Origin of the sequence: Ruegeria atlantica (assembly GCF_013032005.1) — a bacterium.
Classification (GTDB): Bacteria; Pseudomonadota; Alphaproteobacteria; order Rhodobacterales; family Rhodobacteraceae; genus Ruegeria; species Ruegeria atlantica_A.
Genome location: NZ_WQBE01000001.1, coordinates 13,075 through 33,040, shown reverse-complemented (window position 1 = coordinate 33,040; position 19,966 = coordinate 13,075). Strand labels below are relative to the sequence as shown.

18 protein-coding genes are annotated in these 19,966 nt (G+C 57.7%); 10 read left to right on the top strand and 8 right to left on the bottom strand.

Going from position 1 to position 19,966, the window contains the following annotated elements:
• Window positions 1-28: 28 nt before the first annotated feature.
• The 8 genes from GOX21_RS00160 (at window position 29) to GOX21_RS00125 (ending at window position 7,592) form a co-directional block, all read left to right on the top strand.
• Window positions 29-1,768: an ABC transporter substrate-binding protein gene (locus GOX21_RS00160; protein WP_170348231.1), complete on the top strand. Its 1,740-nt coding sequence runs from the start codon at window positions 29-31 to the stop codon at window positions 1,766-1,768.
• Between the two features lie 83 nt (window positions 1,769-1,851).
• Window positions 1,852-2,901, top strand: coding sequence for an ABC transporter ATP-binding protein (locus GOX21_RS00155; RefSeq protein ID WP_170357763.1), 1,050 nt, complete (start codon window positions 1,852-1,854; stop codon window positions 2,899-2,901).
• Window position 2,902: 1 nt separating this feature from the next.
• Window positions 2,903-3,979: an ABC transporter ATP-binding protein gene (locus tag GOX21_RS00150; protein ID WP_170374698.1), complete on the top strand. Its 1,077-nt coding sequence runs from the start codon at window positions 2,903-2,905 to the stop codon at window positions 3,977-3,979.
• Entirely contained in the window at window positions 3,976-4,839 is an 864-nt protein-coding gene (locus GOX21_RS00145) for a carbohydrate ABC transporter permease (protein WP_170348228.1), read from the top strand. The genes GOX21_RS00150 and GOX21_RS00145 overlap by 4 nt, the downstream gene beginning before the upstream one ends.
• Window positions 4,836-5,633 carry a carbohydrate ABC transporter permease gene (locus tag GOX21_RS00140; RefSeq protein WP_155139158.1) on the top strand — a complete coding sequence of 266 codons (798 nt, stop codon included), beginning with the start codon at window positions 4,836-4,838 and terminating at the stop codon, window positions 5,631-5,633. The genes GOX21_RS00145 and GOX21_RS00140 overlap by 4 nt, the downstream gene beginning before the upstream one ends.
• 8 nt (window positions 5,634-5,641) lie before the next feature.
• Window positions 5,642-6,046, top strand: coding sequence for a DUF2160 domain-containing protein (locus tag GOX21_RS00135; protein WP_170348227.1), 405 nt, complete (start codon window positions 5,642-5,644; stop codon window positions 6,044-6,046).
• A 66-nt stretch (window positions 6,047-6,112) separates the two neighbouring features.
• Window positions 6,113-6,508: a BlaI/MecI/CopY family transcriptional regulator gene (locus GOX21_RS00130; protein ID WP_170348226.1), complete on the top strand. Its 396-nt coding sequence runs from the start codon at window positions 6,113-6,115 to the stop codon at window positions 6,506-6,508.
• Entirely contained in the window at window positions 6,495-7,592 is a 1,098-nt protein-coding gene (locus GOX21_RS00125) for a M56 family metallopeptidase (protein ID WP_170374696.1), read from the top strand. Before GOX21_RS00130 ends, GOX21_RS00125 begins: the two co-directional genes overlap by 14 nt.
• Before the next feature lie 5 nt (window positions 7,593-7,597).
• On the opposite strand, the gene GOX21_RS00120 is transcribed toward GOX21_RS00125, so the two are convergent.
• The gene (locus tag GOX21_RS00120) at window positions 7,598-9,001 is read right to left on the bottom strand and encodes an MATE family efflux transporter (RefSeq protein ID WP_254428433.1); all 1,404 of its coding nucleotides are present in this window, start codon (window positions 8,999-9,001) and stop codon (window positions 7,598-7,600) included.
• A gap of 311 nt (window positions 9,002-9,312) precedes the next feature.
• On the opposite strand from GOX21_RS00120, the gene GOX21_RS00115 reads away from it, so the two are divergent.
• On the top strand, window positions 9,313-9,777 hold the full coding sequence (locus tag GOX21_RS00115; protein WP_170374694.1) for a putative molybdenum carrier protein: 465 nt from the start codon (window positions 9,313-9,315) through the stop codon (window positions 9,775-9,777).
• Between the two features lie 29 nt (window positions 9,778-9,806).
• Here GOX21_RS00115 and GOX21_RS00110 read toward each other — a convergent pair whose 3' ends face one another.
• Both GOX21_RS00110 and GOX21_RS00105 read right to left on the bottom strand, forming a co-directional pair.
• Window positions 9,807-11,342: a trimethylamine methyltransferase family protein gene (locus tag GOX21_RS00110; protein ID WP_170374692.1), complete on the bottom strand. Its 1,536-nt coding sequence runs from the start codon at window positions 11,340-11,342 to the stop codon at window positions 9,807-9,809.
• A gap of 2 nt (window positions 11,343-11,344) precedes the next feature.
• Window positions 11,345-12,691 (bottom strand): MmgE/PrpD family protein, encoded by a 1,347-nt coding sequence (locus tag GOX21_RS00105; RefSeq protein WP_170374690.1) that lies wholly within the window; start codon window positions 12,689-12,691, stop codon window positions 11,345-11,347.
• A 247-nt stretch (window positions 12,692-12,938) separates the two neighbouring features.
• On the opposite strand from GOX21_RS00105, the gene GOX21_RS00100 reads away from it, so the two are divergent.
• Window positions 12,939-13,817: a LysR substrate-binding domain-containing protein gene (locus tag GOX21_RS00100; RefSeq protein WP_170374688.1), complete on the top strand. Its 879-nt coding sequence runs from the start codon at window positions 12,939-12,941 to the stop codon at window positions 13,815-13,817.
• Between the two features lie 13 nt (window positions 13,818-13,830).
• Here GOX21_RS00100 and GOX21_RS00095 read toward each other — a convergent pair whose 3' ends face one another.
• The 5 genes from GOX21_RS00095 to GOX21_RS00075 form a co-directional block, all read right to left on the bottom strand.
• Window positions 13,831-14,847: a D-cysteine desulfhydrase family protein gene (locus tag GOX21_RS00095; protein WP_170374686.1), complete on the bottom strand. Its 1,017-nt coding sequence runs from the start codon at window positions 14,845-14,847 to the stop codon at window positions 13,831-13,833.
• 10 nt (window positions 14,848-14,857) lie between these two features.
• On the bottom strand, window positions 14,858-15,592 hold the full coding sequence (locus tag GOX21_RS00090; RefSeq protein WP_170374685.1) for a TSUP family transporter: 735 nt from the start codon (window positions 15,590-15,592) through the stop codon (window positions 14,858-14,860).
• A 111-nt stretch (window positions 15,593-15,703) separates the two neighbouring features.
• Entirely contained in the window at window positions 15,704-16,444 is a 741-nt protein-coding gene (locus GOX21_RS00085) for an aspartate/glutamate racemase family protein (protein ID WP_170348219.1), read from the bottom strand.
• A 37-nt stretch (window positions 16,445-16,481) separates the two neighbouring features.
• The gene (locus tag GOX21_RS00080; RefSeq protein WP_170374683.1) at window positions 16,482-17,720 is read right to left on the bottom strand and encodes an NAD(P)/FAD-dependent oxidoreductase; all 1,239 of its coding nucleotides are present in this window, start codon (window positions 17,718-17,720) and stop codon (window positions 16,482-16,484) included.
• 4 nt (window positions 17,721-17,724) lie between these two features.
• Window positions 17,725-19,938: a TRAP transporter permease gene (locus GOX21_RS00075; RefSeq protein ID WP_170374680.1), complete on the bottom strand. Its 2,214-nt coding sequence runs from the start codon at window positions 19,936-19,938 to the stop codon at window positions 17,725-17,727.
• Between the last annotated feature and the right edge of the window lie 28 nt (window positions 19,939-19,966).

Genomic DNA, 19,966 nt, shown 5'->3' with positions numbered 1-19,966 from the left:
GACAACCATAATTTTTGGGAGGAGACAGATGCGGAGACATCTACTTTCCGCAGTGGCGGCGGCTGCCGTCATTGCGGGGCACGGTCCCGTTTGGGCCGACGAAGCCGCAGCACAACGTTGGATCGACGACGAATTCCAGCCATCGACCTTGTCGAAAGACGAACAGATGTCGGAAATGCAGTGGTTCATCGAAGCTGCACAGCCTTACGCTGGCATGGAAATCAACGTCCTGTCCGAAGGCATCCCGACACATTCTTACGAATCCGAGGTCCTGACCAAGGCGTTCGAGGAAATCACTGGCATCAAGGTCAACCACCAGATCCTCGGTGAAGGCGAAGTGGTTCAGGCGGTTCAAACCCAGCTGCAGACCGGCCGGAATCTGTATGACGGCTATGTCAACGACAGTGACCTGATCGGCACCCACTCACGCCTGCAACTGGCCTATCCGCTGACCGACATGATGGCTGGCGATTGGGCGGCGACAACTTCGCCGACGCTGGATCTGGATGACTTCATGGGCATTCAGTTCACCACCGGTCCGGACGGCAAGCTGTACCAGCTGCCTGACCAGCAGTTCGCGAACCTTTACTGGTTCCGCAAGGACTGGTTCGACGACGAAGCCAACAAAGCCGCGTTCAAAGAAAAGTACGGCTATGACCTGGGTGTTCCGGTCAACTGGTCGGCTTACGAAGACATTGCCGAATTTTTCACCAATGACGTGAAGGAAGTCGACGGAGTGGCGATCTATGGCCACATGGACTACGGCAAGCGCGCACCTGACCTTGGTTGGCGTATGACCGATGCGTGGCTGTCAATGGCCGGTGCCGGCGACGTTGGCGAGCCGAACGGCATTCCGGTTGATGAGTGGGGCATCCGCATGGAAGCGGGCACCTGTAACCCTGTTGGTGCATCCGTGTCCCGCGGCGGCGCTGCAAACGGTCCCGCTGCGGTCTATGCGATCCGCAAATGGGATGAGTGGCTGCGGGCCTATGCGCCTCCGGGTGCGGCGTCCTATGACTTCTACCAGTCGCTACCAGCGCTTAGCCAAGGCAACGTCGCCCAGCAGATCTTCTGGTACACCGCCTTTACTGCCGACATGGTGAAGCCGAAATCCGAAGGTAACAACACCGTGGATGACGAGGGCACGCCGCTGTGGCGGATGGCACCCAGCCCGCACGGCCCCTACTGGGAAGAAGGCCAGAAGGTTGGTTATCAGGACGTGGGGTCTTGGACCTTCCTGAAATCGACCCCTGCGGATCGTGCTCAGGCGGCTTGGCTCTATGCTCAGTTCGTGACCTCCAAGACTGTCGATGTGAAGAAGTCCCACGTGGGTCTGACCTTCATCCGCGACAGCTCGGTCAATCACGAGTCCTTCACCGAGCGCGCACCCAAGCTGGGTGGTCTGGTCGAGTTCTATCGCTCGCCTGACCGTGTGGCATGGTCGCCCACCGGCATCAACGTGCCGGACTATCCGAAGCTGGCCCAGATCTGGTGGCAGCAGATCGGTGACGTGAACTCGGGTGCGTTTACCCCGCAAGAGGCGATGGACCGTCTGGCTGAAGAGATGGACATCACCATGGCCCGTATGCAGGCTGCGGACGAAAGCGCCGGTGTCTACGGTGGTTGTGGTCCACGCCTGAACGACCCGCAGGATCCTGCCTTCTGGCTGGAAAAAGAGGGTTCGCCAAAGGCCAAGCTTGAGAACGAAAAACCGCAAGGCCAGACCGTCAACTATGACGAACTGGTTCAGCGCTGGCAGGCTCAGTAGACCATTGAAACCCGGGGGTGCCGGTTCAGGCATCCCCACCCCAAAGACCAGTGCGATGCACTGAAGGACCGGAACTCACGGACATGATTGAACTTCAAGATGCCACGAAACGCGTTGGCAACGTCATCCATATCAAACCCACCAACCTGACACTGCAAACGGGCCATTTCAACGTGCTGTTAGGCGCGACGGGCTCGGGCAAGACCTCTCTGATCAAGATGATGGCCGGGCTGGACCCGATCGCCTCGGGCAAGGTTCTGATGGATGGGCAGGATGTGACACGGCTGAACACGCAAAAGCGTCAGATCAGCTTGGTACACCAGTTCTTCGTGAACTACCCGCATATGAGTGTTTTCGACAATATCGCCTCGCCCCTGCGCGTGGCTGGTATGGCGCAATCCGAGATCGAGGGCCGCGTGGAAGAGGCCGCCGATCTGCTGCAATTGCGCCCGATGCTTAACCGTCGCCCGCATGAGCTGTCGGGCGGGCAACAACAACGTACCGCGCTGGCCCGTGCCATCGCGAAAGAAAGCCGCGCCGTGTTCCTGGATGAACCGTTGGCGAACCTTGACTACAAATTGCGCGAAGAGCTGCGCGAACAATTACCAGACCTGTTTGCAGGTCGCGGTGCCGTCGTGGTCTATGCCACCTCGGAACCAGAAGAGGCCCTGCTGTTAGGTGGGTACACCGCTCTGATGGAAGACGGCCACGTTACTCAGTTCGGCCCAACCGCTGATATCTATCGCAATCCCGAAAACATCGCCGCTGCGAGGGTGTTCTCGGACCCGCCAATCAATGTAGCTCGAGTCTCGGTCACTGGCGCTCAGGCGCAACTGGCGGGCGGGGGCGGCTGGACCGTTACGGATATGGCTGATGGAGAATACATGGTCGCTGTGCGTCCGCACCGAGTAACCCCGGTCCGCACCTCGGACGCAGATGTGGAACTGACCGGTCGTGTAATCGTCACCGAACTGTCCGGTTCCGATTCCAGCGCGCATTTCCAACATGGGGATGAAGCGTGGGTCTCGCTGGCTGCCGGTGTGCATCCCTATCAGGTCGGTGAGGATCACAGCTTTTACATGAACCCGGCGCATTGCCGGTATTTCGGCCAAGACGGCAAAAGGGTGGCCTGACATGGCACAGATCAAACTTTCAAACCTACGACACAGCTATATGCCAACGCCAAAAGGCCCGGAAGATTACGCGCTGAAGGAAATCGATGTGACCTGGCGCGATGGTGGGGCCTACGCGCTGCTCGGCCCGTCGGGCTGCGGCAAGTCCACTCTGCTGAACATCATCTCGGGTCTGTTGACGCCGTCCGAGGGGCAGATTCTGTTCGATGACCGCGACGTCACCACCCTGCCCCCCGATCAACGCAACATTGCGCAGGTGTTCCAGTTCCCGGTGATCTACGACACGATGACGGTGGGCGAAAACCTTGCCTTCCCCCTGAAAAACCGGGGCGTCGATGCCACAACGATCAAACGTCGGGTCGATGAGATTGCCGAGATGCTGGATGTGACGGATATGCTGAACACCCGTGCATCGGGTCTGAGCCCGGATAACAAGCAGAAAATCTCGATGGGGCGCGGTCTTGTGCGCGATGATGTAAACGCGGTGATGTTTGACGAACCCCTTACGGTGATCGACCCGCATCTGAAATGGAAACTTCGGTCAAAGCTGAAAGAACTGCACCAGCGCGTGCAAGCCACGATGATCTATGTGACCCACGACCAGACCGAGGCGCTGACTTTCGCGGACGAAGTCGTCGTAATGCAGGAAGGCGAAGTGGTTCAGATCGGCACTCCGGTCGAACTGTTTGAACGCCCCCAGCACACATTTGTCGGACACTTTATAGGTTCACCCGGTATGAATGTCCTGCCCTGCGAGGCCAAAGGCGACCGCGCCGTGTTCGAAGGCCACGAGGTGATGCTGGAAGGTCCCACCCTTGGTGACGGAGGCCGTACACACTTGGGAATCCGCCCTGAGTATGTGGGTTTTGGGGACACCGGCATCCCGGCGCATGTGACCAAAGTGGCCGATATCGGCCGCCACTTTGTTGTCAGTGCGATGGTCGGGAACACGGCCCTTAAGGCTGTGACCGAACACAGTGTACCCGAGCCCGGATCACAAGTCTTTCTGCAATTCAAACCTGAACAATCCCGCGTCTATCGTGACGGCTGGATCGCAACCGAGGAGCGGGTGCAATGAGAACCGAAAACCAAAAGGCATGGTTCTTTGTCTTGCCCGTTCTGGCGCTGGTCGCGTTCAACGCGCTGGTGCCGATGATGACCGTGGTCAACTACTCGGTGCAGGAAACCTTCGGCAACAATCAGTTCTTCTGGGAAGGTCTTGGTTGGTTTGAACAAATCCTGCGATCTGACCGATTCCAGGCCGCACTGGGGCGGCAGTTTCTGTTCACCTTCCTGATCCTGATCATCGAGGTCCCGCTGGGTATCATCGTGGCCCTGTCGATGCCACGCAAAGGGTTCTGGGTGCCGGTTTGTCTGGTGCTTATGGCGCTACCGATGCTGATCCCGTGGAATGTGGTCGGCTCGATGTGGAATATCTTCACCCTGCCCCAGATCGGCCTGCTGGGTTACTTTCTGAATGACGTTTTGGGCATCAATTATGACATGACCCAACAGCCAATCTCGGCTTGGATCACTGTCGTCGTCATGGATGTCTGGCACTGGACCTCGCTGGTAGTCTTGCTGTGCTATGCGGGGCTCGTGTCGATCCCTGATGCGTACTACCAAGCGGCCAAGATCGACGGTGCCACCCCGTGGTCGGTGTTCCGCTATATCCAGTTGCCCAAGATGAAAACGGTTCTGACCATCGCAGTCTTGTTGCGGTTCATGGATAGTTTCAACATCTACACCGAGCCATTCGTTCTGACCGGCGGCGGCCCCGGCAACTCGACCACCTTGCTTTCGATCGACCTTGTGAAGATCGCGCTGGGGCAGTTTGACCTTGGTCCTGCGGCCGCGATGAGCCTGATCTATTTCGCCATCACGCTGCTTGTGTCGTGGCTATTCTACACTCTGATGACAAAGGATGACGCAGAATGAAAAAGCGTTCCATCATCCCGATCCTCTATATCGCGTTCCTGATGCTGCCGATCTATTGGCTGGTGGCGATGTCCTTTAAGACCACGAATGAGATCCTGTCGGGCTTTTCCCTGTTTCCCCAGACTTTTACGTTGGAAAATTACATCACCATCTTCACTGATCCAACATGGTATTGGGGCTACATCAACTCGATCACCTATGTGACTCTGAACACGGTTCTTTCTGTCTGCGTGGCTTTGCCTGCAGCCTATGCGTTCTCGCGCTATCGGTTTCTGGGTGACAAACAGCTGTTCTTCTGGCTGCTGACCAACCGTATGGCCCCAGCGGCGGTCTTCGCCCTGCCGTTCTTCCAGCTTTATTCGTCGATCCACCTGTTCGACACGTATCTGGCCGTGGCGCTGGCCCACACCCTGTTCAACGTGCCGCTGGCGGTTTGGATTCTGGAAGGCTTCATGCGTGGCATCCCGAAGGAACTGGATGAGACGGCCTATGTCGATGGCTATTCCTTCCCGCGTTTCTTCGTGACCATCTTCCTGCCTAACATCAAAGCGGGCGTGGGCGTCGCGGCGTTCTTTTGCTTCATGTTCTCATGGGTTGAGATGCTGCTGGCCAAAACCCTGACCGCGGTCGAGGCCAAACCTATCGCAGCCGTGATGACCCGCACCGCGTCCAGCGCGGGGTATGAGTTGGGCCTGCTGGCCGCCGCCGGAACGCTCACCATCATCCCTGGCGCCATCGTCATCTGGTTTGTCCGCAACTACATCGCGCGTGGTTTCGCGATGGGTCGTGTATGAGGTTCGAAATGCGAAAATTGCTACTCATCCTTCCCTTCCTGCCCTCGACGGCTTTTGCACAGGCTCAGGCCGGATGGGGCAATGTCGGCCAGCAAGAGGAAAAGGGCTTTTCCTGGACCGCACCCCTGTGGCCCGATTTCTGGATGGCCTGGACCCCGGCCACATTGGCCGTATTCGTAGGCATCTTTTCGGCCATTGCCCTGATCGGCGTTCTCGAAGGTTTCAAGTACCGCGACGGCATCGAACGACGGGGTGTTTTAGGCCTGACAACCACGCTGGGCGACCGGCTGTTCATCACCCTGCTGGGATCAGCTTATATCTTTCTGGCCTGGCTTGGTCTGGTGGGTCAGCCGGTCTGGACACCACTTTTTCTGTCCGTCGGCTGGGGCATCTTCGTCTTCTGGAAAGTTTAAGCTTTGCGAAACAGCGAAAGGATGCTTGTCTGTCAGGCATACTAAAAAATGCGACACGAAAGACCGATGCGAAAGAAAAAAACAACAAACCTGCTGACCGAAGTAGAACTTGAGTTCATGAACGAGCTCTGGGCGCTGGGTCAGGGCTCGGTCCGTGACGTGCTTGATCGCCTGCCAGCCGAACGCAATCTGGCTTATACATCTGGCGCCACCATCCTGCGTATTCTCGATGAAAAAGGATTTGTCGAAAGCCGCAAGGATGGAAAGACGCTGATCTATACGCCGCTGCTGGAGAAGGACAGATATCAGGCGCGGTCGCTGCAAAACCTGTCGCGGACCCTGTTCGACGACACGCCCGCCACACTGGTCGCGCGTTTGGTTGACGACGCAGGGCTCAGCGAAGCCGATCTGGAGGAAATTCGAGCACTGGTAGAGAGGAGACTGCAAAATGACAGCGGTTAAACCGGTTCTCGACGCGTATCTGGAATTGAATCTGGTCCTTGGGTTAGCCGCGCTTGTGTGGCTGGCAGCCCGAGGCATTCTGTCCAGAACATCCTTCAGCCACGGATTTGTGGCGCAACTGCGCGCGCTCAAGGCGCTTTGCCTGTGCGTCGTCCTCAGCCCCGTTCTGGCATTGGGTGTGTCCGTGCTGGCCACTCACACCCCGGCAAAAGGCACTGTAGCCATCGGTGACATCGCCGTGGCGGCTTATCTGCGTGGTGACATTGCCATGCCAGCCACCCAGTTCGAAGCCTTGCTGAACACACGCCAGCGTTGGGTCGATGTGTTGTTCAGTGGGGATCACCCCGTTGTTTTGGTGATCCTTGCGCTGCTGGCGCTGGCAGCGTTGATTTATACCCTGCGCGCCTTCCGCGACGGGCTGTCGATCCGCGAGACAGTGAACACCAGCTTTCTTTGGCGACGCTCTGCCAAGGTGGACATCCGCCTGTCCGACCGCATCGCCGTTCCCTTTGCTGTACGCGGCCTGCGTCGACGCCATGTAGTGCTGCCCAGCCATCTGCTGGATTCCCCGCACGAAATGCGCTTTGCCCTTGCGCATGAGCTGCAACACATCCGCGCCGGTGATGTAGAGTGGGAGCTGGGGTTCGAACTGCTGCGCCCCCTTCTGTTCTGGAACCCCGCCTATCTGGTCTTGAAATACCAGTTCGACCGCCTGCGTGAGTTGGCCTGTGATCAATCGGTCGTTGCCCGCAAAGGCATCGACACGCAGGACTACACCAGCTGTCTTTTGGACTATTGCGCCCGAACAGTTGTGCGCGGCAGCCCGCGTGTGCTGAATGTTGCTCTGGTTACGGGAGGCAAAGCTAAGCGGGTTCTGCGGCAACGCGTAATCGCCCTGGCCGATGCGCCTTCGGTTAACTCATCTATGCCGTTCATGTTCCTAGGCCTGACCATCTTGTTTGCACTGGTGCTGGGCCTCGGTGCCGCTTCGATCCAACAGACCGAGGATTGGAGCCACGACCGGCTGATGCTGTCGACTGTTGTCAACCTGGAACGGCTAGAGGCGCGCAATCAGGGCAACTGATTGATCTACCAACCTCGCCGCCCAAACAGCGCCTGCAATCGGGTCTGCCCGGCAAACGGGTCCATCGGTTGCGGCGTAGCCAGTTTTGATACGACCCGGCGGACCAGAACCCAGCAGACCCCCGCAAAGATCACGCCACCCAAAGCCTGCCCCAGCAGGACCCCAGGTGCCCCTGCGATATAGGCACCGGCCACAGCAAAGGGCCATGTGCCCAAAGTATGCCGCCCCCAATTCACCCAAGTCGAATACACAGGGTGACCCAGATTGTTGAAACTGGCATTCGCAACAAAGATCACACCGTTAAAGAACGACGCCAAGGCCAGCGGCCCGCAAAACAGGTAGATCAGTGTGCGCGTTTCCCCCTGCGCCTGAAACAGATCGGCAATCGGCGCGCGCAATAAGAATAGGGTGACGGCCATCAGGCAGACATAAACAGCGGTGAATTTGACCCCGGCCAGAAAACTCTGCTTTACGCGGTCGAACTGCCCCGCCCCGAAATTCTGCCCGACAATAGGTCCGATGGCTCCGGACAGGGCAAAAATGACCGAAAATGCCACGGGCAATAGCCGCCCGATCACGGCCATGCCAGCCACCGCATCCGTTCCGAACTGTGCAATCTCACGAATGACGATGGCATTGCCGATGGGGGTGGCGATATTGGTCAGAACGGCAGGTACGGCAATTGCGCTGACCGGACGAATATCCACCCCAAGCTGCTGCAAAGAGGGCCGACCAAACCCGCGGTGTACCCGCACCGCCGGTCTGACCGTCGCGATCAACATGCAAATACGCGCAATCACCGATGCGATGGCCGCCCCATCCAGCCCCAGCCCGACAGCAAAAATTAGGATCGGGTCCAGCACGGCGTTTGCCACACCACCATAAATCGTGGCCAACATCGAACGCCGGGCATCTCCGTAAGCACGCAGAACCGCCATACCGGTCATCGCCACAGCCATCACCCACATGGTTGGCAAAATGATCGAGGTGTAGCGGGCAGCCAACCGCAGCACCTCGCCTTCTGCGCCCAGAAGCGACAGAAAGAACGTCAGATTGAACAGGACGATTACAGACACGATCAACCCGACGACGGCACCCAGAACAGCCACACTGGTGCCGAATTGGCGGGCTTGTTCGTGCCGCCCAGCGCCAAGTTCCCGAGCGACCAGGGCCCCTGCCGCAATCGAAAGGCCAACATTGACCGAGTTGGTAAAGAACAAAAGCGTCCCGGCATAGCCAACAGCTGCGGCCAGCGCATCGTTTCCCAACATCGAGATGAAAATCATGTCGACGAAATCAACGGCGAAAATTGCCATAAGACCAATACTGGTGGTCAAGGACATCCGGGTCACGTGCCCCATCAGGCTGCCCGTCAGAAAGACCGCCTTGCTGTCAGATTGTGTCGCCATGCCTTATTAGCCTTTTTGAATGCGGGCACTTCTCTGGTTCTGTTGGGGGAACTGCCCGGTAAGCCCCCAGTTCCTCTTGCACTACCTGAGAGCCGTACAGGAACTGCAGGACAAATTCGGACCACTCTGACCGTACGGCATTTGCGTCCAAGGCGACAAACCGACCTTCAGGTGACAGTTTGACGATCCCATGAACCGCTCAAAATCCGTTTCGCGCAAGGGGTGAATACCTCCAGCCCTTTGAATTTCGCCGGTTTGCGGTACCCCGGCAACCTGACTAATCTAGACCACAACAAATAGGGGCGTGAGTCATGAAAATTGTCTCAGGTGGACAGACTGGCGTAGATATGGCTGCTTTGGAGTTCGCACGCCAAAACGGTTTTGCATACGGTGGCTGGGTCCCCAAAGGGCGCATGAACGAGGATGGAAGGATTCCGGCCCAATTCGACGGTCTGACCGAAACGCAATCCGAAGACGTTGTGGAACGCACCCGCTGCAATGTCTTATCGAGCGATGCTACCTTGATCTTTGTGGATGGCTCAATCAGTCCCGGCACGCAACAAACCATTGTTTTTGCAGAAGAAGCTGGAAAGTTACATCTGACCGTCGACGTCAGAAAAGGAATAGCGACTAGTGCCACGCATGTCAGTGAGTGGCTGCAGGCAAACCCGGTGTCAGTTCTGAACATCGCCGGCCCCCGCGCCTCGGAAGCACCACAAATCGGGGCGCAGGTACGGGCGGTGCTGGATCGGACTTTGCGACAACTCTCGCCGTGAAACCCAAGGTTCGATTTCGTCGCCCATTCTCATGGAAAATATCTGCCAATCTCGGGAAACCGCTGCGCGATGTCGGTTGCTGTTTTTACGCCGAACACGGGCGTTGGATCGCCGGCAAGAATCGCGTCGGTCCGGGCGCGTGCAGAATCGATCAGACTGGGTGATCCTGCATCGGACCACGCCTGTGGTGTCGTCCGATCCGCAAGTGCGGGATAGTAATAGTCGCTTTGCATGCGGCCCAGGGTTTGACTCGCGCCCAGAAAATGCCCCGGACCGTTTAGGCACATGTCGCGGATCACATCGAAGGCGAGCGCATCCTCGGTGATCTCAAACCCGCGCGTCGCACGCATCACCGATCCAATCAGGTCGTTATCCAGGACAAAACTTTCCTTGCTCGCCGCCAGAAGCGAGCCGTACATGCCAGCGGCTTCGTAAATCAGATTGGCCCCGGCCAACGCGCTGAGCAATTCGGTGATGCCCTTTTCATACCCTGCCTGAAAGTCTGGCAGCTTGCTGTCCGTCATCCCCGCGCTCACCGCACAGGGAATGCCATAATATTGCGCCATCTGCGCACAGGCCGCCATCAGCACGCCCTGCTCGGCACTGCCACCGGACATCGCGCCGGTGCGTAGGTCGCTGACGAAGGGCAAGGCACCAAATAACGCCGGGTGCCCGGGATTCAGCAGGTTCAGATAGACCAGCCCGGCCAGAACCTCGGCCGTTTGCTGAGCGACAGCGCCCGCCAAAGGCGCGGGGCTTGTCGCACCCGCCTGCCCTGCCGACACCAGTTTTAACGGTGTCCCGGTCTCGGCTGCGCATTCGATTATTCCCAGTGCTTCGGCAGCAAAAGTCAGGGGCGGCACGACAAAACACGTGGAAACACAGCAGAACGGCCTTGCCCGCCAAGCCGCTTCGCTGCCCGCAATCATGTGGAACATCTCAATCGCCGCACGCATTGTTTCGGCAGAACTGAAAGACGTTCCGATTGGCTTGGCGGTACCCGCGGCGCAGGCGAAGGCGGTATTCATCTCCATTGCATGAGTGTCCGGAATATCCCGAGCGACCACTGTGCGCTGAAACATGTGAATGTTGGGCAGCGCTTCGGCCAACCGCGCCATGTCGTGCAGGTCCTTCAGCGTGCTGTCGCGCACCTCTCCTGTCGCGCTGTCGACGATATGGACTGCCGCGCCCGAGGTACCAAGGTGGATGCGCGTACCGCTTGGATCAAGGTCGTATTCCGGCCGTTGACCGTACAACGTGAAACCCCGGCCAACCGTTGTGAACACTTGCTCCACCAACTTGGACGGAAACAAAAGCCGACCAGCATCCGAAACCAATCCCCCGGCAGCAACGACGGTGTCGACACAGCGGGGCGTCGCGTTGGCCATGCCAATCTCGGCCAGAATGCGAAGTGTGGTTTTGTGGATGGCCGCAATCCCCTCAGTTGAGATTGGGCGATATCGCCCACCTTCGATGCCCGGCCAGATCGCGGTGGTTGGGCCTGTTCCCGCCCCACCCTTTCGCTGAGCTCTGCGGGCGGTCCGTCCTGATCTTACGCGGCTCATGCTTATTCTCCCTGACGGCAGAACAACGAGGACACGGCAGGTAGCTCGGGCCAGATCCGCAACTTTTCGACCCAGCTGTCGGGCACGGGCCCGGTATTGGCCGCAAACTTCTCCCAAAGCTGTGATTGTGACATCGGCGACTGCGGCGCACCTGTGGGAAAGCTGCAGCTTTCCTCGATGATCTGCCCATCTTGGAACGTCACCACAAGCCGGTCTGGGTCCTTGGCCGAATAGTTTTGACCGGACTGTTTGGGCGCAAAAGCATGCACGCGAGACTTGCCAATCAGGCGTTCAATCATTGGTTTCTTCCACGCCTGCTGCGTGAGATCGGCAAGCGTCAAATTACCATTTACCAACCCCATAGCCGCTACAAATGGCAGGCTGAACAGAGCCTCTGGGATGGACCTGGGTTGCACGAATGGCAGCACGGCGGCGTGAAAATCGGGCACATAAAGGTCAATCGCGGTGATCTTCGTCGGATCAATCCGGCCATAAAGGCGACGTGCGCAGGTCATGATCCGATGGGTATACCCGCAGCTTGGCCAGGGTTTCAGAACCAGCCCGTACTCGGCCAGAGCGTATCCCGTTCCCAGTTTGCCCAGCGCCGCCTGCAACCGATCAGACACAAGCCCGCCCATCAAAACCGCCTGCCCCCGCTCATGATCCAGCACATGTGCTTGACCGGTGACACCGGCGCGAGCCAAACAGGCGGCCTCGACCCCTGCTCGCGCAGCGAACCCCGCCTGAACCGGCTTGGCATTAGAGCCGAACTGACAGGTATATCCACCAATCGCACTGATTGAGAGAGACATCGCATGGGTCGTTTCCGATGCGTCCAGCCCCATCAATCGCGCGCAAGCTGCAGCAGCGGCCGGAGCCCCAAAAGTCGCGGTAGAATGCCAGCCAGCGTCGTAATGTTCGAAATTCAACGCCTCACCCAGACGTGCGATGACTTCAAACCCAGCCAGATAGGCTTGCGCCAGATCACGACCCGTTGCCTTTGACCCCATAACGGCCAGCATCGCGGGAAGCAAAACAACGGTCGGATGCGTATTGCCGGGCAATTCCCAATCGTCGAAATCCAGCGCATGTCCCGCTACCGCATTCAGAAACGCGGCATGCGGGCGCGAGGTTGTCATTTTGGCACCCAGCACCTCAGCCCCGCCTTCCACTGACATAGCCTGCACTGCTGCGCGTGTTTTGAAGGCCACTTCGGTTCTTACACCTGCCAGAATGCAGCCCAGCGTATCGATCACCCCATCGCGCAGCACGGCCAGGGTATCCGGGTCGGGCCTAAGCGGATCGTCGACCACAAAGCGGGCCAACCGACAAAGGGCGGGTCGGGTCATGGCACACCTTTGTTTAACAGGATGATACCCGTGGTTTTCATTCAGAAAAACCTTCATCCGGCGTCTGGCACGGCGGATCCAATGCTTCGGCCCGCATCCGTGATTGCGGATCACAATGAACTGCTATTTGCACTTTCATGACGCACCTCATTCTTGGAATGCTGTTATTCTTCAAGAATGCTAATTCCGCTTGTTTTTTCCGGAAAGATCGAAAAACCTTATACTCGACATTCCAATGAGGAATGATATGGCCGCGCCAAATTGGAAACTACTTACTGCTTTTGAGGCAGCTGCACGACACCGCAGCTTTACGCGTGCCGCGCAAGAACTGAATGTTCGGCAACCGGCAATCAGCCGCCGCGTTGCCGCGCTTGAAACGGAACTTGCCGTCAGACTGTTAAATCGGACCCGCCCCAACGTCTCATTAACACGCGAAGGCGAAGTTCTGTTCCGCGCCGTTGCCAGCAGCATTCTACAGGTTAGCAGCGCGGCAGAACAGATTTGCCGCCGTCCGGACAAAGATGTTGTCACCGTCAACACCACCATCGGCTTCGCCAGCTGTTACTTGATGAAGCGCCTGCCTGCCTTTCGTACCGCGCATCCCGAAATCTCGGTCGAGTTAATATCCCGGGACCAAAACAACGCATATGGGCCTGATGCCGACATCATCATTGCGTTTGACCACCCGGACAGGTTGCCGGGGGTCAGGCACCGCCTGATTTTTCAGGAAACCATGGTTGCAGTGGCGCATCCTGAAGTCGCGAACACCATCCCTGACACCCCGGCGGCCCTGGCGCAAAGCCCACTTCTCCATCTTACAATGGGCAATCACACCGACGACTGGAATACGTTCTTCGCAGATACTGGCCTTACACCGCCCCCGCCAGTGTCCGAGCGGAAGTTTACCAGTTTCATGGTCTACCTGCAGGCTGCTTTGAACGGGGATGGTGTGATCCTGGGATGGCAAACACTGTTGCAGGACCATTTTGACATTGGGCAATTGACGCCGGTGACGTCACGGCGCCTAAATACTGAACGGGGGTACTTCGTGTGCCTGACAGAGCGCGCGCAAAGCAATGCGGCTGCTTTGAAAATTATGGATTGGCTTGCAGACGCCACCCCATAAGCAGCAGGCCGTCTTACTGCAGGCTGCCCAACAACTCGCTTTGGTAACCAAACAGCGCAGGCAATCCTCCGGTATGCAGCATGACAACCTTCTGTCCTTGTTGAATTTTCCCTGTTTCAACCAAATGCAACAACCCCGCAAAGGTCTTTGCGGTATAAACGGGATCAAGGAATATTCCTTCTGTCCGGGCCATCTTTTGCAATGCGGCTTGTGTCTTGGCGCTCAACTTGCCGTAACCCGGGGGCAAGGCTTCGTCCATAACCTCAATTCTGTCTTTCAGAGGGTCCGCTTCGATGCCCAGCAAACCTGCCAGCTTTTGCAGGACAGTTTCCATGCGCGCATGCTGTTGGGTTTTGTCGCGACGCACGCAGACACCGAAGACCGGCGCAGACACCTCTGACAGCGCGACGCCGGTTAGCAAGCCACCATGTGTCGCCCCACTGCCCGACGGCACGACAACCGCATCAAAATCACGCATCTGCTGGCACAGTTCCTGGCCCGCTGCGACATACCCCAAAGCACCCAACGGAGGGTGATGTAGCCCTAGATGAATGACGTAAGGCTTGCGCCCCTGTGCCTTTAACTCATCCGCGCGCGCATGCAGGGCTGCATCTGCCCCGGCTTCGTCCTCACCCAGAGGATAGCTCATGTGTTCCGCGCCGAGAATTTTGGCCAACAGAACATTCCCCGAGGTGTAATAGTCGGGGGCCATGTCTGGCACACGCTCTTCCAGTTGCAGGACCGACTGCATGCCCAACCGTGCAGCTGCCGCGGCGGCGGAACGCACATAGTTGGATTGGACCGCACCTGTGATCAGAACAGTATCAGCGCCTTGCTGTATGGCGTCACCGAAATAGAATTCGAGCTGCCGTGTCTTGTTTCCCCCAAAACCAAGCCCCGTCAGGTCATCGCGTTTCAGCCACAGATCAATGCCCAGTTCGTTGGACATTTTGTTCAGGCGCTCCAGCGGCGTTGGGCCGGACATAAGCTTAGCGCGTGGGAATTGGGTCAGTATATCAGTGCGTGTCATCATTTGCCCCTCAGAGATAAGCCATCGCATAGGCACGTTGAAAGAGAACACAGCAAGCAATCAGCGAAACCAGCCGAATTGCTGCAGTGATAAGTGGTTGCGGCAAGTACGGGCCGATGGCGCGGCCGATCAGGCTACCGACCAAAGTAACCGAAGCGAACGCCCACAACTGCGGCCCGAACGGGTTTGTCTGCACCGAAGACAAACTATGCAGCAAGAACGCGATGCCATAGGCGACCAGAGCAATGGGTTGGACCAGCTTCGCGACTTCCTTGGCCTGATGACCTTTCGCAATCAGACCGAACACCATCAGGGGCCCGGGCGTCGCTGCCCAAACGGTTGCAAGCCCGGATAACCCTGACACGGCTGAGAAACCCGCCGTACCAATGGCGCGGTGAAACGGGATAAGGGTTGTAATCAACCCGATCAGTAGCAAGCAGGCCGTCAGGGTCAGAACGAACACCTCGCTTAGAAACGGGTAGATTGCCAGGCCAGCGATCACACCGACAAGGCACCCGGCAATGCCGATGAGGGTTGTCTTTCGTTCGATCGCAAGGATGCGCCGGTCAGTGGCGACCACGGACACAATGGTGTTCAACAGCAATAAAACGGGCACGGCTGTCGATGTACCCAACATGATCATCATTGGCGGGCCTGCAATGATGCTGAACCCGATCCCTACCCCGACCTGAAGTACTGCGCCTAAGCAGATGGCGACCATCAGGATGGATAGTTCGACAGACACTTCCACACCCCCTTGGTCATTGTCACCCCTTGCAAGGATTGGCATATCCGCAATTGCGGACCGGGGTCCATGCCTTTCCGATATGGCACGAAGCGCCTGGCCTGCAGATTTTTACGTCCAGGGCATGATCCCAGAATACGCGCTGCGCGTGGCAACGGAATGCGCCATCTGAGCCAATGTCGTCAGATCAAATACTGGCAGCTGAAATTCTTGCTGAATCCGCGCGGCGTAGGGCGGCAGATCGGTGCATTCCAGAACGATGGACCGGATGTCAGGCGACTGCCGCTTCAGGTTGCGCACTGCATCCATCAATTCGGCCTCGATCAGATCGGTGTCCATACGGGTTCTTGTGTTGCGCAGGATCACTTCGGCGAATTCACTGGTGTGCTCCAACCCTTGTACGACCACGGGAATACCAGCCGCTCCGACGCCTTCGAAATGCCGGTCCGTCAGTGCCGATGCATCTGCGGTCACCACGCCCACCGGCGCCTTGGCTCCGGTCATGTGAAAGGCCAGAGGCACCTGGATCAGGCTGGACGCAAATACAGGAACAGACACTGCTGCTGCCAGTTCCTTCTGAAACAGGGCGAGAAAACCACAGCTGCCGGTAATGGCTCGTACGCCTTCAGCTTCTAGCCTCTGCGCACCTTTGATGAATGGGTCAAGCAGCTCGGGTGTGGGGTTGTTCAGCAGGGTCGGGACAGTAACGCCGTCGATCATTTCATAAAGGACCGGAAACGGCAGGCTGGACGGATTCTTGATATGCCCCGGAGGTTTGGGGAAATAGCTCTCAAGACAAAGAACGCCTATTGAGGCCCCACAGATATTCTGACCGCCTTCATAAATCGGCATGGTATTCAAATCCTTTCAAGGTGAGTGTGCCGCAGGTTCAAAACCGGGTCGGTGAAAATGGCGCCAGATCGACGTTGGGCTTGCGTCCCGACACAAGATCGGCAACCAGTTCGCCGGTTTTAGGGGCCATCATCAGGCCATAATGGGAATGCCCGAACGCCGTAAAAAGCCCGGCCTGCCCGTCAAGTTGCCCAATCGCAGGAAGGCTGTCTGGGAATGAAGGCCGCCGACCCATCCAGAACTGTGCCTGGCTGGTATCAAGATCCGGCACCATCGCCTTGGCTTGCTCTGTCAGAATTTTTTCTTTGCGCGGATCGGCCGGTGCGTCGACCTTTGCAAACTCGGCCGTTCCGGCAACCCTAAGCCCATCGACCATCGAGCTGGCAACGACCTTTGCATCCACATCCATGACCGAATTGTTCAGGCTGGCAGCAGGGTTCTGAAACTGAACATGGTATCCCCGCTCAGCGACAAGCGGAACGGTTAGACCCAGCGGTTTCAAAAATTCAGCAGACCATACGCCAGCCGCCAGAATGATGTTGCGCGCGTGCAGCGTTTCTTGCGGTGTGGACAGATGCCATCCGCCACCTTGGACAAAGGTCAGTCCAGTGACCTCGGTCTTTACGATCTCTGCCCCCTGCGTGCGGGCTTTTTCCGCCAGAACCGCGCCAACGCGCCCCGGCGAGGTTAAACGGGCCTGACCTTTGATAAGCACCGCCGCTTTGAACTCGGGCGTCAGCGCAGGTTCAAGACGCCGCAGTTCGTGCCCGTCAACGCGCTCAAGATCACCACCTTTTTCCTGACGGATAAGATAGTCGAGACCTTCCAAATCAGCCTGTTCGGGACGACGGAATGCATGAACATAGTAGCTGTCGGTAATCAGATCTTCGCTGCCAGTGCCTTGCAGATGCCGACGGTACAGGTCAATTGACGGGCGACACAAAAGATCCATCGCATCCGACACTTCGCGAACGGTCTTTTCGCCGGAATTGCCCAGAAAACGTAAACCCCAGGGGATCATCTTTGGCCAGAAATTAGGCCGGACCGAAAGAGCGCTTTTCGGATCCAAAAGCATTTGGGGAAGCTTCTTCCAGATCCCCGGCATCGCCTGCGGGATAATCGACCAGGGCGACACCACACCCGCATTCCCGAACGAGGTTTCCTGACCCGGCTCGCCCCTATCGACAAGCCGGACCGGAATGCCACGCTCTTGCAGCGACAAGGCGCAGCAGATGCCGACGATGCCGGCACCGATGATGGTGACTTGTTCTGTCATTTCATCAGGCCGCCGAATGACTGCGATTGCGGGCGATCAACTGCGTGATGATGACTGGCGAAGCCACGGCCAGCGCGACCAGATCGGCAGTCAGGGTCGGCGCCACGAAAATGACCCCGGCGACCGCCATCAGGATACGCGACACCATGTTCAACGGGCTCAACCAGTATCCCACGACAGCTGCGGACAGGGCGATAACCCCGGCGATACAGCTTGATGCCGTATAGGTGAATTCCCACAGGTCAAACCCGGTCGAAGACACAAACAGAAGAACCGGCGCATAGACAAAAGCCATCGGTGCAATCACCTTGCCCAACCCGAGCGTAAAGGCAGATAGCCCGGTACGGAACGGGTTCGAGTTCGCAATGGCCGCCGCCGCATAGGCCGAGGTACAGACTGGCGGCGTGATTTCCGAGACCACCCCATAGTACAGCACAAACAGGTGGCTGGCGATCGGCGGGACGCCAAGCTGCGCCAGCGCAGGCTGCGCGACGGACACCAGCATGATGTACAGCGCCGTGGTGGGGATACCCGCGCCCATCAGGATGCAGACGATGGCGATGAAGACCAGCGAGATGAACAGTTGCAAGTCTTCCATCGCAAACAGTTGGAAGCTGCCAAACGAGATCATGTTGTACAGATCCGACGCCAGATTGCCTGCGCCCTGCGTCACCATAAACCCGATGCGGAACCCGATGCCGGTAGTGTTGATCACTCCGACCACAATGCCCACTGCTGCGGCAGCCGCACCCACGGCCAGCGAATATTTCACGCCCAACTCGACCGCCTGCAGCATCTCCGGCACTTCGATCCGTTTTTGCGGGTTGAGCGTTGCGACAACCGTAAGGCCGCACAGAATGGCCGTCATGGTCAGATCAAATCCGCCATCCGAGAATTTCCAAAGGACAAAGGCCAGGAAGGCGGCTGCGTAGATCAACGTTGGAGGTTGCTTGATCCGCGACATGCCCGCAATCACTGCCAGCGAAATACCACAGAAGGCCGACATGAACGGCGTGTAACCGGTGAACAGGACCACCAGCAGACCGATCAGAGGCACAATGTTCGCCCACCCTTCGGCCCACACAGCCTTGAGCTGCGGCAACTGCTCTTTGGCCAGACCCTGCAGGTTCAGTTTACGCGCCATCAGATGCACAACGGCGAAGACGCCGACATAGTGCAGGATCGCTGGGAAGATCGCCGCAATCACGATGGTGGTGTACGGAACCTCAAGGAACTCGGCCATGATAAACGCCGCAGCGCCCATGATCGGCGGTGTAATTTGACCACCAGCCGAAGACGCGGCCTCGACCCCGCCTGCAAAATGGCCGGGGTATCCTAGGCGCTTCATGTTTGGGATAGTCAGCGCGCCGGTTGATACGGTGTTGGCCACCGAAGAACCCGAGATCGTGCCGAAGAAGGCCGAGGATACCACCGACACTTTTGCCGGACCGCCAGTATAGCGGCCCGCCAAAATCGTGGCGTTATCGATGAAAAGTTGTCCCAGACCTGTGCGCTGTGCGATCACGCCGAACAGGACAAAGTGGAACACGATGGTTGAGACAACCCACAGAGTGACGCCATAAATACCCTCTTGCGGGAAATACATCGACGACACGAAAGTTTTGAAGTTCACACCGGGATGTTGCAGCAGACCGGGGAAATACGGCCCCAGCAGCGCGTATGAAATGAATACACAGATGATCAGCGGCAGAACCCAACCCAGCGTGCGGCGCGCGATGTCCAGCACCAGCAGGATGATGACGACACCTAGGAACACGTCATACCCGTTCGGGTTACCCATTCGGAACGTCTGCTCCTCGATCCCCAAAAAGGGAATGCCACGCCAGGCGAAGCCGACGTACAGCGCGGCAATGATACCCAGCGCCATGAAGACCAGATCGTAAAGGGGGATGTTGCCGATGCGGAACCGGCTGACTTTGAGCGCATACAGGCTTTGCGATCCGATAATCGGTATGGTCGCGTAAACCAGAATGAACAGCAGGGCGAGATAGATGCCCATATGCCAGTGGTCGGCAGGCAGGCCGAACCCGGCAGTAAAGAATTCGTAAAACGCAAAGATCAGGGCAACAACGCGCAGGACCTTACCGGTGGTTGGTGTGACCTGCCGAACAGCGGCGCCTTCGTCGAACTGTTCTTCGATGGCCGCAAGTTCTTCGGCCGTCAGTTCGTGGTCATCAAGTTTCTGGGTCTCGGTCATGATGGCCCCCTGATTTCGCATAATTCAA

Coding starts and splice junctions, on each gene's coding strand:
- GOX21_RS00160 (WP_170348231.1), top strand. CDS start 29: ATGCGGAGACATCTACTTTCCGCAGTGGCGGCGGCTGCCGTCATTGCG.
- GOX21_RS00155 (WP_170357763.1), top strand. CDS start 1,852: ATGATTGAACTTCAAGATGCCACGAAACGCGTTGGCAACGTCATCCAT.
- GOX21_RS00150 (WP_170374698.1), top strand. CDS start 2,903: ATGGCACAGATCAAACTTTCAAACCTACGACACAGCTATATGCCAACG.
- GOX21_RS00145 (WP_170348228.1), top strand. CDS start 3,976: ATGAGAACCGAAAACCAAAAGGCATGGTTCTTTGTCTTGCCCGTTCTG.
- GOX21_RS00140 (WP_155139158.1), top strand. CDS start 4,836: ATGAAAAAGCGTTCCATCATCCCGATCCTCTATATCGCGTTCCTGATG.
- GOX21_RS00135 (WP_170348227.1), top strand. CDS start 5,642: ATGCGAAAATTGCTACTCATCCTTCCCTTCCTGCCCTCGACGGCTTTT.
- GOX21_RS00130 (WP_170348226.1), top strand. CDS start 6,113: ATGCGAAAGAAAAAAACAACAAACCTGCTGACCGAAGTAGAACTTGAG.
- GOX21_RS00125 (WP_170374696.1), top strand. CDS start 6,495: ATGACAGCGGTTAAACCGGTTCTCGACGCGTATCTGGAATTGAATCTG.
- GOX21_RS00120 (WP_254428433.1), bottom strand. CDS start 9,001: ATGGCGACACAATCTGACAGCAAGGCGGTCTTTCTGACGGGCAGCCTG.
- GOX21_RS00115 (WP_170374694.1), top strand. CDS start 9,313: ATGAAAATTGTCTCAGGTGGACAGACTGGCGTAGATATGGCTGCTTTG.
- GOX21_RS00110 (WP_170374692.1), bottom strand. CDS start 11,342: ATGAGCCGCGTAAGATCAGGACGGACCGCCCGCAGAGCTCAGCGAAAG.
- GOX21_RS00105 (WP_170374690.1), bottom strand. CDS start 12,691: ATGACCCGACCCGCCCTTTGTCGGTTGGCCCGCTTTGTGGTCGACGAT.
- GOX21_RS00100 (WP_170374688.1), top strand. CDS start 12,939: ATGGCCGCGCCAAATTGGAAACTACTTACTGCTTTTGAGGCAGCTGCA.
- GOX21_RS00095 (WP_170374686.1), bottom strand. CDS start 14,847: ATGACACGCACTGATATACTGACCCAATTCCCACGCGCTAAGCTTATG.
- GOX21_RS00085 (WP_170348219.1), bottom strand. CDS start 16,444: ATGCCGATTTATGAAGGCGGTCAGAATATCTGTGGGGCCTCAATAGGC.
- GOX21_RS00080 (WP_170374683.1), bottom strand. CDS start 17,720: ATGACAGAACAAGTCACCATCATCGGTGCCGGCATCGTCGGCATCTGC.
- GOX21_RS00075 (WP_170374680.1), bottom strand. CDS start 19,938: ATGACCGAGACCCAGAAACTTGATGACCACGAACTGACGGCCGAAGAA.